Annotated in this window: 14 protein-coding genes and 1 pseudogene; 7 read left to right on the top strand and 8 right to left on the bottom strand. The window is 70.1% G+C overall.

Features of this window, described 5'->3' with window-relative positions:
- Positions 1 to 41: 41 nt before the first annotated feature.
- Both OG609_RS15375 and OG609_RS15370 read right to left on the bottom strand, forming a co-directional pair.
- Positions 42 to 758: a L,D-transpeptidase family protein gene (locus tag OG609_RS15375; RefSeq protein ID WP_327273346.1), complete on the bottom strand. Its 717-nt coding sequence runs from the start codon at positions 756 to 758 to the stop codon at positions 42 to 44.
- An 84-nt stretch (positions 759 to 842) separates the two neighbouring features.
- Positions 843 to 2,162 carry an MFS transporter gene (locus tag OG609_RS15370; RefSeq protein WP_327273345.1) on the bottom strand — a complete coding sequence of 440 codons (1,320 nt, stop codon included), beginning with the start codon at positions 2,160 to 2,162 and terminating at the stop codon, positions 843 to 845.
- A gap of 62 nt (positions 2,163 to 2,224) precedes the next feature.
- On the opposite strand from OG609_RS15370, the gene OG609_RS15365 reads away from it, so the two are divergent.
- Positions 2,225 to 3,178, top strand: coding sequence for a LysR family transcriptional regulator (locus tag OG609_RS15365; RefSeq protein WP_327273344.1), 954 nt, complete (start codon positions 2,225 to 2,227; stop codon positions 3,176 to 3,178).
- Positions 3,179 to 3,868: 690 nt separating this feature from the next.
- On the top strand, positions 3,869 to 4,804 hold the full coding sequence (hemC, locus tag OG609_RS15360) for a hydroxymethylbilane synthase (RefSeq protein WP_327273343.1): 936 nt from the start codon (positions 3,869 to 3,871) through the stop codon (positions 4,802 to 4,804).
- Between the two features lie 161 nt (positions 4,805 to 4,965).
- On the opposite strand, the gene OG609_RS15355 is transcribed toward hemC, so the two are convergent.
- Positions 4,966 to 5,727: an alpha/beta hydrolase family protein gene (locus OG609_RS15355; RefSeq protein WP_327273342.1), complete on the bottom strand. Its 762-nt coding sequence runs from the start codon at positions 5,725 to 5,727 to the stop codon at positions 4,966 to 4,968.
- Positions 5,728 to 5,830: 103 nt separating this feature from the next.
- Here OG609_RS15355 and OG609_RS15350 point away from each other — a divergent pair, with 103 nt between their 5' ends.
- Both OG609_RS15350 and OG609_RS15345 read left to right on the top strand, forming a co-directional pair.
- A complete protein-coding gene (locus OG609_RS15350; RefSeq protein ID WP_327273341.1) occupies positions 5,831 to 6,985 on the top strand; it encodes an adenosine deaminase in 1,155 nt (384 codons plus the stop codon).
- A gap of 136 nt (positions 6,986 to 7,121) precedes the next feature.
- Positions 7,122 to 7,439: a hypothetical protein gene (locus OG609_RS15345; RefSeq protein WP_327273340.1), complete on the top strand. Its 318-nt coding sequence runs from the start codon at positions 7,122 to 7,124 to the stop codon at positions 7,437 to 7,439.
- A gap of 74 nt (positions 7,440 to 7,513) precedes the next feature.
- On the opposite strand, the gene OG609_RS15340 is transcribed toward OG609_RS15345, so the two are convergent.
- The 5 genes from OG609_RS15340 to afsQ1 all read right to left on the bottom strand — a co-directional run bounded on the left by OG609_RS15340 (position 7,514) and on the right by afsQ1 (position 11,367).
- Positions 7,514 to 7,714 (bottom strand): PspC domain-containing protein, encoded by a 201-nt coding sequence (locus tag OG609_RS15340; protein ID WP_114246256.1) that lies wholly within the window; start codon positions 7,712 to 7,714, stop codon positions 7,514 to 7,516.
- A 94-nt stretch (positions 7,715 to 7,808) separates the two neighbouring features.
- Positions 7,809 to 8,357: a VanZ family protein gene (locus OG609_RS15335; RefSeq protein WP_327273339.1), complete on the bottom strand. Its 549-nt coding sequence runs from the start codon at positions 8,355 to 8,357 to the stop codon at positions 7,809 to 7,811.
- Positions 8,358 to 8,540: 183 nt separating this feature from the next.
- Entirely contained in the window at positions 8,541 to 9,158 is a 618-nt protein-coding gene (locus OG609_RS15330; protein WP_385648083.1) for a hypothetical protein, read from the bottom strand.
- On the bottom strand, positions 9,155 to 10,693 hold the full coding sequence (locus tag OG609_RS15325) for a HAMP domain-containing sensor histidine kinase (protein ID WP_327273337.1): 1,539 nt from the start codon (positions 10,691 to 10,693) through the stop codon (positions 9,155 to 9,157). Before OG609_RS15325 ends, OG609_RS15330 begins: the two co-directional genes overlap by 4 nt.
- Positions 10,690 to 11,367: a two-component system response regulator AfsQ1 gene (gene afsQ1, locus OG609_RS15320; RefSeq protein WP_176729344.1), complete on the bottom strand. Its 678-nt coding sequence runs from the start codon at positions 11,365 to 11,367 to the stop codon at positions 10,690 to 10,692. The genes OG609_RS15325 and afsQ1 overlap by 4 nt, the downstream gene beginning before the upstream one ends.
- Positions 11,368 to 11,559: 192 nt before the next feature.
- On the opposite strand from afsQ1, the gene OG609_RS15315 reads away from it, so the two are divergent.
- The 3 genes and pseudogenes from OG609_RS15315 (at position 11,560) to OG609_RS15305 (ending at position 14,393) form a co-directional block, all read left to right on the top strand.
- A complete protein-coding gene (locus tag OG609_RS15315) occupies positions 11,560 to 12,360 on the top strand; it encodes a SigE family RNA polymerase sigma factor (RefSeq protein WP_327273336.1) in 801 nt (266 codons plus the stop codon).
- 148 nt (positions 12,361 to 12,508) lie between these two features.
- Positions 12,509 to 13,333, top strand: a pseudogene (locus tag OG609_RS15310) (hypothetical protein); the annotation flags it as partial.
- 4 nt (positions 13,334 to 13,337) lie between these two features.
- Positions 13,338 to 14,393 (top strand): hypothetical protein, encoded by a 1,056-nt coding sequence (locus OG609_RS15305; RefSeq protein WP_327273335.1) that lies wholly within the window; start codon positions 13,338 to 13,340, stop codon positions 14,391 to 14,393.
- Positions 14,394 to 14,637: the final 244 nt, after the last annotated feature.

Here is a 14,637-nt window from a genome sequence, read left to right as displayed (position 1 = left end):
GACAACGGGGGCGGGAAGTGCCGAAGCGGCACACGTTCCGGTCAGGTGCCGGGCTTGCGCCCGTACACGTACACGTCGTCGCCGTTCTTCAGCAGATTCCAGTACGACTTCGCGTCGGCGCCGCGCATGTTGACGCAGCCGTGCGACCCCGGCGGGTTCCACATCTTCAGGCCCACCGAGTGGAACGCCTGTCCGCCGTCGAAGAACTGGGCGTACGGCATCGACACGTGGTAGATCGACGAAACGTGGTTGATGTGCCGCATGTAGATCTTCTTGGACCCGGTGCGGGTCTCGTACCCGTTGCGGCCGCTGCGGATCGGCACCGGACCGAACTTCAGCTTGGCGCCGTCCTGGATCCAGCTCAGCTGCCGGGTCAGGTCCACACACGCGATGCGCCCCTTGTTGGTGGGGCACTTCTTCGCCTTGTTCGGGTTCTTGCCGGCTGCCTTCTGGGCAGTGAGCGTCTTCATCGTGCGCCAGGTGACCGGCCCCGCGTAACCGATGTCCGGGGTGACCCCGTAGGTGCGCTGGAACGACTGGATCGCCTTGCAGTCGGCGGCCGACTGCCTGCCGTCGACCGGCCGGTGCAGATACTTCTCGACCTGCTTCTGGTACGGCCCGGTGGACGTCGTGCAGGACGCCGCCTGCGCCGATCCGCCGGTGCCCAGGACGAGGGCGGGCGCCGCTATCAGACCGGCGGCGGCCAGCGCGACCGCGCGCCGCCCCCGGATCCCCCGTATGTTCCCCGCGACTCTCATGTACGCCCACTCTCCTTCGCGCGCTGTGTGTGCTTCCGCCTGCTAGACGCGCGTCGGGGAGTGGATGGTTGTGCGTCGTATGTCTCAGTTCGGTACGGACGCCACCGGCACGAGCCGGCGCCGCTCGGCGCGTGCGGCCCGCGTGCCGTACAGCGTGATCGAGACGACGCCGAGGACCGCGAGCAGCCCCAGCGATACGGTCCCGGCCCAGCCTCCGGCGTGGAAGGCGACCGCGCCGAGCGTGCCGCCCGCGCTGGAGCCCAGGTAGTACGCGGACTGGTAGAGCGCCGACGCCTGGGCACGGCCCTTCGTCGCCGTACGGCTCACGGACGAGGAGGCGACCGCGTGCCCGGCGAAGAAGCCCGCCGTGATCAGGACCAGCCCGAGGAGTACGGCGGCCAACTGGTCGGCGAGCGAGAGCAGCAGACCGGCGGCCGTGGTGGAGACGGCCAGGTACAGCGCGCCCCGCCGGCCGAGCCGGGCGACCAGCTTGCCGGCCGCGGCGGAGGAGACCGTTCCGACGAGATAGACCAGGAAGATCGAGCCGACGATGCCCTGCGGGAGGTTGAACGGCGCCTCCACCAGGCGGTATCCGATCACCGTGTAGACGGCGCCGAACACCGTCATGAACAGCGCGCCGATCGCGTACAGCCGGCGCAGCAGCGGATCGGCGAGGTGCCCGCCCACGGTCTTCGCGAGGGCCTTCGGGTTCAGCGAACCGGGGGTGAAGTGCCGGGCCCGGGGGATCATGAAGTGGAAGACGACCGCGCAGGCCACGGCCAGCAGCCCGACCGCGCCGAGCGCCGCCCGCCAGCCCCACAGCTGGGCGACCCAGCCGGTGAGGATGCGTCCGCTCATCCCGCCGATGCTGTTGCCCGCCACGAACAGTCCGATCGCGGCGACCAGCGCCTTCGGCCGTACCTCCTCGGCCAGATATGCCATCGCGGATGCGGGCAGTCCGGCCAGCGCCGCGCCTTGGACGGCGCGCAGCGCGATCAGCCAGCCCAGCGAGGGCGCGAACGGTACGAGCAGCCCGACCAGTACGGCGACCGTCAGCGAAGCGGTCATCATCTGCCGCCGCCCGAACCGCTCGGAGAGCGCGCTCATCGGCAGCACACACAGCGCCAGCGCGCCCGTCGCGGCGGAGACCGTCCAGCTGGCCTGTCCGGCCGTGGCGCCGAGGGAGGCGGAGACGGCGGGCAGCAGGGCCTGGGTGGAGTAGAGGAGAGCGAAGGTCGCGACACCGGCGGCGAAGAGCGCGAAGCTCATCCGGCGGTAGCCGGGGCGGCCGGGTTCGAGACGGTCCGGCGCGGAGGGGCCGGCGGTGGCGGCAGCGGCGGCGGGGGACGGCTGGGGTGAGGCGGCCACGGTGAGGGTGGACGCCCCGGTACTGGCAGGAGGCATGGTTCAAAAGTAGGACCCCCTGTTTCATGCGTCCAATGCATGAACTCGCCATAATCGTTCCTATGGTGCATGAACGCAGCTCACAGCCCCGGCTGTCACCCAGTAGTTACGAAGAAGACATTCGCGCAGTCCTCGCGCCGCGGCTGGCCCACTTCGAGGCGGTGGCCCGCCACGAGCACGTCACCCGCGCCGCGCACGAGCTCGGCGTCCCGCAGTCGACGCTCTCGCGGGCGATGGTCAGGCTCGAACAGGACCTGGGAGTCGCCCTGTTCGCCCGCAAGGGCCGAACCGTCTCCCTCACCCCCGCGGGCCGTACCTTCCTGGGCTCCGCCGAGCGGGCCCTCGCCGAGGTCGAGAAGGCCGCCGACTCGGTACGGGCGGACGCCGACCCGGCCACGGGCAAGGTCGCCTTCGGCTTTCTGCACACCATGGGATCCGAGACCGTGCCCGCCCTGATCCGAGCCTTCCGCGTCGACCACCCCCGGGTCCGCTTCCAGCTCGTGCAGAACTACGGCGAGGCGATGATCGAACGCCTCCGGTCCGGCGGCCTCGACCTCTGCCTCACCTCACCCGTCCCGGACGCCCCCGATCTGGTCGCCCGCCGCCTCGACGAACAGCGGCTGCGCCTTGTCGTCCCCGAGGACCACCGCCTTGCCTCGCGCCGCCGCATTCGACTGGCGGAGGCCGCCGACGAGAAGTTCGTCACCCTCGAACCCGGGTACGGCCTGCGGCGGATCACCGACGACCTGTGCGCGGAGGCGGGCTTCGCGCCACGTGTCGCCTTCGAGGGCGAGGAGGCGGAGACCTTGCGCGGCCTGGTCGCGGCCGGCCTCGGCGTGGCCCTGCTGCCGCCGCCCGCGGTGGCCCGGCCCGGCGTCGTCGAACTCACGGTGACGGCCCCGAGGGCGGCCCGCGAGATCGGCGTCGCCTGGCTGGACGGCCACCCGGACACCCCGCCGGTGGCCGCCTTCAAACGCTTCCTGCTGTCACGCCGGGGGCATCTGCTGCCGGACTGAGCTGGGCGGGGAGCCGAGAACGCCCCGGTGACGTACGCATCCGCCGCCGTGGGACCCCCGCCGCCCGGGGACCGCGGCAAGGCGTGGGCCGCCGGCCCGGCCGGTCTCGCGCTGGTCGTGGCGGCAGCCGTACCGCTGCTCGGCTTCCTGCCTGCGTCGCTCGCGGATCAACGTGATTACGCGGCCGCGTCCGCCTGCCCGGCGGGGAGGGCGGACGCGGACTGCCGGGCCGAGTCGCCCGCCACCGACGTCCGTACAAAGACGGCGCGGGGCCGTCCGGCTGCTCCACGGCATGAGCTCCGACGCCCGCCTGACCGGCGTCGAGACGGACAGCGCCCGGCAGCCGGCCGCAGCAGAGCACCTCGGCACCGACCCCCGCACCGCCTTCGAGGCAGCCGATGCCGACACCTGGCTCGACACCTACGACGGACCGCCGCCCGCTCGGGCGTACGTCGACTGCCGACCAGGGAGGTTCCACCGTCTGAACGGCCTTTTCGATCTGCTGGACCCGGCGGTCACTACGCTGTCGACGACCTGCTGTCACCACCCACATGGCCCAGCGACCACCAGCCCCGCGTCGACACCTTTCTCGCACACCTGCCCGATCCGGCCAACTTGCTTGCGAATCCGGCGACATGGGCGTCCGGGGTGCTCGTCGGAACCCGCATCTGACGGACTATCGTGGGCGGCATGTCCGCCCCTGAGCTGATCCGCATCGTGTCCCGCGACTCGCCCATGGCCCTCGCCCAGGTGGAGCGCGTCCGTGCCGAGCTGGCCGCGCTCCACCCCACTACCGCCACTGAAGTCGTCCCGGTCAAGACGACAGGTGACAAATGGATGGGCGACCTCTCCCAGGTCGAGGGCAAGGGCGCGTTCACCAAGGAAGTCGACCAGGCGCTGCTCGCCGGGGAGGCCGACCTCGCGGTGCACTGCGTCAAGGACGTCCCCGCCGACCGGCCCCTGCCCGCCGGGACCACCTTCGCGGCCTTCCTCGAACGCGACGACATCCGCGACGCGCTCATCCACCCGGACGGCCTGCAGCTCGACCAACTCCCGGCCGGCACCCGGATCGGCACGTCCTCCGTACGCCGCATCGCCCAGCTGGCCGCATCCCACCCGCACCTGGAGTGCGTACCGATGCGCGGCAACGCCAACCGCCGCCTGGAGAAACTCGCCGCAGGCGAGGCCGACGCGCTGCTCCTGGCCGTTTCCGGACTGGGGCGCATCGACCGCACCGACGTGATCACCGAGATCCTGTCGCCCGAGGTGATGTGCCCGCCGATCGGAGCCGGGATCCTGGCCCTGCAGTGCAGGGAGGGCGACACCGCCCTGATCGACGCCGTCAGCCCACTCGGCCATCACGCCACGTACCGTGAGACCACCGCCGAGCGGATGTTCCTGCATGTACTGCAGGGCCACTGCAACAGCCCCATCGCGGGATACGCACAGGTCGAAGGCAACGGCGAACTGTCGCTACGAGCCAAGGTCTTCACACCCGACGGCAAGACGGTCCTCAACGCCCACGAATGGGCCGGCCCTCTCGACCCCGCCACCCTCGGCACCTCCGTCGCCGTCAGCCTGCTGCGCCAAGGTGCACGCGAGCTGATCGATGGCATCGCGCACTGACCGCCGTCCGCGGTACCGCACACCTCAACGGACTCAGGACTGTTGTTGTAGCCAGGTACGGGATCCAGCACCGGGCCCCGAACGCGGCGGCGATCTCCTGGCTGCGCGGGTGCGGGGCGCAGTCCTGCGCAGGGCCCGGATGCCCATTTCCTGGTCGCCCCTCAGCCCCGCAGCGACCTCCCGAACCCCGCAGCCAGCGGCATCCGCAACCCCAGTGGTGGCGGCGCCGCCAGGGCGTCGGCGACCGGGCGGGCGTATGCCCGGCCGAAGAGCGATCCGCGGACGAAGTCCGTTGCCAGGGCCACCACTTCCGCCCGGTGCTGGCGCAGACCGTGGCCGTCCGAGTGGACCTCGAAGCGGCAGGTGTCGCGGTTGGCCTTCTTGGCGCGTTCGGCCAGGCGGAAGGAGAGTTCGGGGTCGGTGCGGGCATCGTTCGTGCCGTGCACGAGCAGGACCTGCCGGCCGAGCAGATGCTTCACCGGCTCCGGCTCGTCCGTCGAGCTTTCGGGCAGCCAAGGGGCCATCGCCAGAACGGAGTTGACCGCAGCGTGGCCGCCCGCACGGAGTGCGGCCCGGCCGCCCATGCCGTGGCCGGCGAGGCAGACGGGGACGTCGCCGTAGCGTCGTACGACCTCGTCCACCGCCCATCGGGCGTCCGCCGCGAGGTGCGCGTCGGTCGTGTTCCAGCCGCGACAGCGGTAGCGCACGACATGTGCGGCGAGCCCGTCCTCCTGGCCCGCGCGGGCCAGGGTGCGGGCCAGTGGCAGCTGGAGGGCGTACGAGAGAGGGGAAGGGCGGCGGTGCGAGTCGGACTCGCCGTCCGGGAGCAGCAGAACCACGCCGCTGACCGCAGATGGTGCTCCGGCCGCCCTGACGGCCCGTCCCAGCCTCGCAGCAGGCAGGGGGAGTGCGCGCTGTGCCATAACAGAACAGTGTCAGAAGGACAGGTGTATGCCACCCGTATTCGCGGTCACTATTGCGTATCGGCAAGCGACAATCTACGCGCGTAGGCGTTAGAGTGCCCAGATGATGAGCCCGACCCTCCATGTGCCCGGCCAGGACCAGATCCGGCGTGCCCCCAAGGTTCTTCTCCACGACCACCTCGACGGCGGCCTGCGGCCGGGAACGATCGTCGACCTCGCCCTCGCGAGCGGCTACGACGGACTTCCCGAGACCGAGCCCGACAAGCTCGGCATCTGGTTCCGCGAGGCGGCCGACTCCGGATCGCTGGAGCGCTACCTGGAGACGTTCGCCCACACCTGCGCCGTCATGCAGACCCGTGACGCGCTGGTCCGGGTGGCCGCCGAATGCGCCGAGGACCTGGCCGCGGACGGTGTCGTGTACGCCGAGGTGCGGTATGCACCGGAGCAGCACCTGGAAGCCGGGCTGACCCTCGAAGAGGTCGTCGAGGCGGTCAACGAGGGCTTCCGCGAGGGCGAGCGGCGGGCCCGTCTGGACGGGCATCGCATCCGTATGGGCGCCCTCCTCACCGCGATGCGGCACGCCGCCCGCTCCCTGGAGATCGCCGAGCTCGCCAACCGCTACCGGGACCAGGGTGTCGTCGGCTTCGACATCGCGGGCGCGGAGGCCGGCTTCCCGCCCACCCGGCACCTCGACGCCTTCGAGTACCTCAAGCGCGAGAACAACCACTTCACCATCCACGCGGGCGAGGCCTTCGGCCTGCCGTCGATCTGGCAGGCGCTCCAGTGGTGCGGCGCCGACCGGCTCGGCCACGGCGTCCGCATCATCGACGACATCGAGGTCGCCGAGGACGGCAGTGTGAAGCTCGGCCGCCTGGCCTCCTACGTACGGGACAAGCGCATCCCGCTGGAGCTGTGCCCGACCTCCAACCTTCAGACCGGCGCCGCCGCCTCGTACGCCGACCACCCCATCGGGCTGCTGCGGAAGCTGCATTTCCGGGCCACCGTGAACACGGACAACCGGCTGATGAGCGGTACGAGCATGAGCCATGAATTCGAGAAGCTGACCGAGACTTTCGGATACACGCTCGATGACATGCAGTGGTTCACCGTCAATGCGATGAAGTCGGCATTCATTCCTTTCGATGAACGTCTGGCGATGATCAATGACGTGATCAAGCCCGGATATGCCGAGCTGAAGTCCGAGTGGCTCTTCGAGCAGACCGCTGCGACCAGCGTTCCTTCCGCTTCCGCGGGCTGAACCGTACCTCCGCGGGAAACGGCCGGGACTGCGAAATCCCGGCCGTTTTCCGCGTGTCGGCATGTTTGCGGGACGGGCAGTGGGCTGACTACGTTTCAGAGCCGCTCACATCCCCTTCCCCAAGGATGAATTTCACATGAAGCAGTCTGCTGTCAGGACTCTCGGCGTCGCCGCTCTCGGTGCCGCTTTCGCCGCTGCCGCCGCGGGGACCGCATCCGCCACCGTGCTGCCGGCCGACGCCGCGGCCACTGCCCTGCCGGTCGCCGGCTCGGCGCTGGAGAACGCCACCCGGACCCTGCCGGTCCAGGACACGGCCCCCAAGCTGCTCGGCACCGGCCGGCAGAAGCTCGCCGGCGACGCCACCGCCCCGGTCAAAGGTCTGATCGGTGGTCTGCCCGCGGGTGGCCTGAGCGCCAGCGGCCTGTCGACCAACGGTCTCCCGCTCGGCGGCTGATCCCCGTACACACGCCTGTGGGGCGGACACCCGAACCGGGTGTCCGCCCCACAGGCGTGTGGTGCGTACGCGGGTCACCAGGCGGCGGACGGCGTCTTCTCGGACGGGAACAGCACCCACAGCGCCAGGTAGAGCAGGAACTGCGGCCCCGGCAGCAGGCAGGAGACCAGGAAGATGATGCGCATGGTTCCCGCGGAGGTGCCGAAGCGCCTTGCCAGCGCTGCGCACACTCCGCCGATCATGCGTCCGTCACGGGGGCGGGCAAGTGCGGCCATGGTGGGCTCCTTCGCGAACCGTTGCTGAGGGAGCAGCTCCGTCGTGCTCCCGATGCATCCATGGTCGCCCGGCGAACAGGGGCAAAGCGTCGCTCTATGGTGCGATGCCGACCCTGGGAATCGTCGGGGTCGACCCCTGAGCCGCCTCGTCCCTGGGGTGGGGCAGCACCCTGATCCGCTGCTGGTTCCTGCGGCGCAGCCGCGCCCGGCACATGGGCACGACCAGCAGATGGGCGAGCGCCACACCGGTGGTGTTCAGCAGCAGCGAGTCGACGTCGACGACCTGCCCCGGCACCCCGGTCTGCGCCAGTTCGATGGCCAGCGAGATCAGCGCCCCCGCCGCGACGGTACGGGCCAGCGAGGCCCACGGGGAGACGAACAGCCGGCCTCCGGCCACCGGCAGCAGCACGCCCAGTGGGGCGAGCAGCAGCAACCCCTCACCGATCCGACGGGTGGCCTCGACCGGGCCCAGGGACAGGTCCGCTCTGATACCGGCGAACGGTTGAAGATTCGAGGCGGTCGTCCACGGCACATCGAGCGGGCGCAGCGTCAGCCACCCGACAAGCAGCAGATGCGCGAGGAGGAGAGATACCCCGGCCGCGCGGAAGCGGATGACAGCTTGACTGCCCGAACCTTGACGCACGCCCCCCAAGACGCGCCGGGCGGCAGGATCGGTTCCGCCCGGCCCGACGAACCCGTATCTCAGCTGCGACGGCGACAAACCCAGCCGGGACGACGTAAAAACCCGGCCGGAACGACGCAAAAACCCGGCCTGTCCGGCGATTGAGGACAGAAGAACCGGCCGCCGGCCGCCCCCGTCCCCCGCTCAGGCCCCCGTCCCCGCCCCCAGCGTCGGTGCCGCCTTCGGCCTGGCCTTCGTCTCCGAGGTGCACAGATACCCACGCGGCGCATAGTTCCCCGGCCCGCCCAGCACCACCGTGCCGTCCGGGGCGAGCGACTCGCTCTCCGCGTACGTACACACGATCTGCGCCAGTGCCTCGGACGGCAGATCCTCCGGCTGCTCGCTGAGCCGCAGCGTCCCCTGCCGGTCGCCGCGGCGGGCCGCGCTGATCTGCAGGGTCGCCGGGACGGCCGTGGAGAACCCGGCCTGCCGCTCATCGGCGGGCGGCTTCTGCTCCAGCTCGTCCAGGAGCGCCTGCGCGATCCGGACCCGGTCCGACTTCGTATCGCCGACCTGAACCGTGCGGTCCACCGTGACCAGCTGCGAGGAGCAGACCAGATAGATCTGTACGGGGATGCCCTGGAGGGCCTGGGTGGCGACGTCCTCCGCGGACATCGAGCACGGCACCTGGGACGGTGCGGCCCCGGCGTCCACCGGCACGGAGGTGGTCCTGATCCCGCAGCCCGAGGCCAGCAGGGCCGTGATCGCGGCACCGGCCAGCGCCACTGCCGAACGGTGTGCCCGGCGGTTGCTGCCCATCACGTCGCGTCGCCCTCCTCGTTCTGATCCCCCGCGTCGTGATCCCCGGCGGAACGGGGGAGCGGCTCGGCATCGCGCGGCAGCCGCAGTACGAACACCGCGCCGTCGCCGTCCGGCGAGTTCGCGGCCGTGATGTCACCGCCGTGGATGTGCGCGTTCTCCATGGCGATCGACAGGCCGAGACCGCTGCCCTCGGAGCGCGGCCGGGAGGCGCTGGCCTTGTAGAACCGGTCGAAGACATGCGGCAGGACGTCCTCGGGGATACCGGGGCCGTGGTCGCGGACCTCGATGACGAGTTCGTCGCCCTCGGTCCGTACCGAGACCCGTACCGGCGAACCACCGTGCTTGAGCGCGTTGCCGATCAGATTCGCCAGGATCACATCGAGCCGGCGCGGGTCGAGGCGGACCATCATGCCGCGCTCGGCGTCCAGATCCACCGCGTCCAGCCAGGCGCGGGCGTCGATGCAGGCGGTGACCTGGTCGGCGACATCGACCGTGTCGAGGACGAGCCGGGCCGTACCCGCGTCGAAGCGGGTGACCTCCATCAGGTTCTCCACCAGGTCGTTGAGGCGCCGGGTCTCGCTCACCACGAGATGCACCGCGGGCGCGATCATCGGGTCCAGGCTGTCCGCCTCGTCCTCCAGCACTTCGGTGACGGCGGTCAGCGCGGTGAGCGGGGTGCGCAGTTCGTGGGACATGTCGGCGACGAACCGCCGGCTCGCCTCGTCCCGCGCGCTCATGTCCGCGACCTTCTTCTCCAGCGAACTCGCGGTCCTGTTGAACGTACGGGAGAGATCGGCGAGTTCATCGGTGCCGGACACCACGAGCCGGGTGTCGAGCTTGCCCTCGCCGAGCTTGCGCGCGGCGTCACCGAGCCGTTGCACGGGCCGCAGCACGGTCGTCGCGGCGGCCTGTGCGAGCAGCGCCGAGCCGACCAGGGCGAGCCCGGTGGCGATCCCCAGCGACCAGGCGAGGGAGTTCAGATCCTGCCGCTCCTGGTCGAGCGACTTCAGCATGTAGCCGGCCGGGCCACCGCCGATGATCTTCGTGCCGCCCACCAGATACGGCGTACCGCGGATGCTGACCCGCTGCCAGAACAGGTGGTACTCGTACTTGTTGCCCGTCTCCACCGGCTGCTTCTTGTTGACCGCCTTCTGCAGCGACAGCGGCACGTTGTCGAGCGTGAAGGTGTCCAGGTCGGAGTTGCCGACGATCGGCTTGCCGGTGTCGCGCTCATCGACCAGCAGCACGCTGTAGCCGGGCGAGCTGCTCGCCATCTGCACGGCGGCGTTCTGCAGATCGTCCTTGGTGGGATGCAGCGGCAGCGAGGCCGCTCGGTTCTGCATCTCCTGGCGGAAGTCCCCGAGCGCGGAGTCCTGGGTACGCGTCAGTACGGCCTCGCGGTTCAGCCAGTACGCGATCCCCGAGGCGGACACTGCGGCGGTCAGCGCCACCAGCGCGAACACGACGACGAGACGCAGTCGCAGACTGGTCCAGCGAAGCCCGGTGAGCAGACTTCGTTTGGCGGCGTCGCTCACTGAGGCGAATCCAGCCGGTAGCCCACACCCCGAACGGTACGGATCAGGGTCGGCGAGGACGGTACGTCCTCCACCTTGGCGCGCAGTCGCTGCACACAGGCGTCCACGAGCCGGGAGTCACCGAGGTAGTCGTGCTCCCAGACCAGCCGCAGCAGCTGCTGCCGCGACAGGGCCTGGCCCGGCCGGCGGCTCAGCTCCAGCAGGAGTCGCAGCTCGGTCGGCGTCAGCTGAAGATCCTCGCCGTTCTTGGTCACGGTCATCGCGGAGCGGTCGATCACCACGTTCCCGAAGGACGCGGAGTCGGTGGACTCGCGCTCACCGCGGCGCAGCACCGCCCGGATCCGGGCGTCGAGCACCCGGCCCTGCACGGGTTTCACCACATAGTCGTCGGCACCGGACTCAAGCCCGACCACGACGTCGATGTCGTCGCTGCGCGCGGTCAGCAGAATGATCGGCAGCTGGTCGGTGCGCCGGATGCGCCGGCACACCTCGAAACCGTCGATGCCGGGCAGCATCACATCCAGCACGATCAGATCCGGCCGCTGCTCACGCAGCAGTTTCAGGCCGTCCTCTCCCGTCGCCGCGGTGGCCACACGGTGGCCCTGGCGTGACAGCGAGAGTTCGAGGGCCGTGCGGATGGCGTCGTCGTCCTCGATCAGCAACAGGAAAGGCACGCTGGTCATTCTGACCCATGGTGGAGCCCCAGTTCGACAGTTGGCGCCGACTCATACATCCGGCGCAGCGCCGACGCACGGACGGCAGGCCCTGTGACAGGGCTGTGACAGTCGGCGGACAGCGTGATGAAACTGCCCCGGCAAGCTCATTGGCACAAGGAACGGACGGACTCCACCGATGGGGGGCGCAAGATGAACGCAACTCACAGCACCACCGCAAGCGCAGTTGTCACGCGTCTCCACGATGTCGGCCGGAGCACCGAGAAGTCCGGCGCCGGAGGGGGCCCCTCCCTGCTCGAGCGGAGCCGAGAGCTCGGGGGAGGGCGGGGGTGCGTTCGTGGCGCCGGGCGTCAGCACATGCCGTACATGACGGTGGTTGACGCGCCTGTGGGGGCCAACGGGGGAAGCACCGGGGGAGCCGCGTACGGGGAGGCCATGGGGGAGCGGAAGTCCCCGGCGCAGACCGAGGACGCCGAAACGGCGTTCACGGCCTACGTCCGGGAGCGCCGCGCCTCCCTGTACGCAACCGCCTACCACCTGACCGGAGACCGGTTCGAGGCCGAGGATCTGCTGCAGAGCGCCCTCTTCTCGACGTACCGGGCGTGGGACCGGATCAGCGACAAGGCGGCGGTCGGTGGCTATCTGCGCCGCACCATGACCAACCTGCACATCAGCGCCTGGCGCAGGCGCAAGCTCAACGAGTACCCGACCGAGGAGCTGCCGGAGACGGCGGGCGACACGGACGCGATGCGCGGCACGGAACTGCGCGCCGTGCTCTGGCAGGCGCTGGCGCGGCTGCCCGAACTCCAGCGCACGATGCTGGTCCTGCGCTATTACGAGGGCCGCACCGACCCGGAGATCGCGGCCATCCTCGACATCAGTGTCGGCACGGTGAAGTCCAGCATCTGGCGGTCGCTCCGTCGGCTGCGCGAGGACGAGGTCCTCAGCTTCGGCCGTGACGAGGAGGAGTCCTTCGGCGAGCTGGTGGCCTGAGGGGACGGGGGGATACGGGGGAAAGCGGGGCCGCTGCTTCGGGGGAGGCGGCGGTGCACGGGGGTACGGGGGAGTGCTGCGGGGTCGGACGGGCCGGGGGGTCCAGTCCGGCCCCGCTCGCCGTGTGCGCGGCCGGTGTTCCGGGCGCGAGGGTGACGGCCGAGTCATGCAGGCGGTCATCGCGGTGCTGGACAAGGGAGCCGCGGGCGACACCGTTCCGGAAGGTCTCAAGGTGCCTCTCGGCCGCGCGCTGAACGACTACACGGCGGACACACACGCCATTCTGGGCGGCTACGCGCCGGACAGCCCGGTCGGCCGGGACCACGTCGCCGGATCGGGCGACAGCGACTCCATCACGAACAGCAAGGCGAGTCTGTTGCGGGTGATGCGCGGCGTGTCCGACGGTGTGATCGGCACGGATGCAGAGGGGGACCCCGTACGGGTCTTCGACGCCCTGTACGAGGGGCAGCGTCGCTATGCGGCGGATTACCTGGACACCGGTCGGCACGTGCCCGAGAGCAGCCTGACAGAGAACGTGACCAGCTGGGACAACAGGTCGCGCGACGTAGGTCAGGCCTTCGGCGGTATGAACGCCATCGGCGCGGATATGGTGCTCGACGTCCGTGACGCCGAGGTCGGGAAGATCAACGACCAGGCACGCTACGCGTACCACGGCTTGGGGGCGCTGGCCAACACGATCCCGCAGGTCGGCGACATCGCGCAACGCGCTGTGGACGCCGCCACGTACGAGTGGTTCAAGGACGTCATCACCGAGAAGGAGAACATCGCTCGCGCCGAAGTCAGCAAGGAGACGGCGGGCGGCATCGCCGGCACGAACAATCTCATCGACGCCTGGGCCGACACCCGGGAGGCCAAGGGCAGCGACGCCGCCGAGAACGCCAAGGGCGAGGCGAGGCAGAGTTACATCACCGGCCGTGAGGAAGCGTACTCGGCCCTGCGAACCAGGAAGTGAGCAAGTGAGTACAGCAGCGGGCCGTCCCAGGCCGGCATGGAAGGTCTGGGCTGTCGTGGCCGTCCTGGTCATTGTGGTTGCGGGGCTGCTGCATGCCTATCGCAACACCAATGTGTTGACGGACGACCGGCTTTGCGGGGGGCTGGTCTCCACGGCGAAGGCGGATGTGGTCCTGCCGGGGTCCGGTCGTCTCGACGCCGAGGGAGACGGTCTTGCCGACGACCTGAAGGACACGGTGTGCGAGGTCGAGAAGTCGGCCATCGTGCTCGGCTCCGGAAAGGGCACCTTGACAGTCCGGGTCTGGGAAGAAGATGGTGACGCCCCCTTGGCGCACGAAGCGTGGCCACAACTGTCGGAGGAGTCGTTCTTCTCCGGAAAGGTGACCGGCGGAGTCGACAGGTACGAGGGGTGGGTCCTGTTGCTCGAGAAGTGTTGGACGACCCAGCCGGTGATCGTCAGAGCCAACTCCACTGAACCGATCTCCGACGCAAGGGCGTTCGCGGCTCTGGTCACCGACACGGCACGTGCTGTCGCGGCCCGGGCGGCGTGCGGCGAACTCCCCGAGGAGCCCGGAACGCTCCTGCCGCCGCGCTCCGAGGCGGCCCGCCCGGTTTCCGAAGGGCGGGTATGCGGCCTTGACGGCTTCTCCGTCCGCGGCCAGGTGCCGGCTGGCACCGAGGTGCTTGAAGCGGGCCAGACGGCTCCCGCTGATCTGTGGTCCTGCACGCTGTTCCTGGACGACGACTCACGTGGCCCTGTCCGTGCGGACGGCTTCATGACGTACACGGCTTCACGGGACCCGCTGCTCATCGCCGCTGTGAAGAAGTCGCCGGGCACGAGTAAAGGCGAGGCGCCGGACGGCCGGGAAGCCGATGTCGTCGATCCGCAACGGATCGTTCTGCCCTGTGCTCAAGGCGATCTCTATCTGGCGGCTGAGTCAGGGCTGCAGTACTTGGAGGCGCGTAAGCGTCACCCGGATCTTCCGCGGCGGGACTCCTACTTCGAGTCGTTCGTGAAGTCCGCGACCGAGACCTTCGACTGCGGCACAGCGGCGAGGTGACGGTATGACCGCCTCTTCCCCTGCCACCGAGGACCGCGCGGCCCCCGTGCCGGAGCGCCGGGGCCGTCCGCGCCTCCGGTAACTCGTCATGGCCCCGGTGTCGCCGGGGCCGAGCGGGAGGCGGCGGCCGAACGGATCGAACGCGGGCAGAGGACGGCCGGCCGTGGGGCCCTGATGAACCTGGACCGAGCCGCACCGGGGCCTGTACTGCCGTGGCCACCAGGTCACGGCAGTACTGTGCCCC

This window comes from Streptomyces sp. NBC_01224 (genome assembly GCF_036002945.1).
Classification (GTDB): domain Bacteria; phylum Actinomycetota; class Actinomycetes; order Streptomycetales; family Streptomycetaceae; genus Streptomyces.
This window is presented reverse-complemented; position numbering and strand designations above follow the sequence as displayed.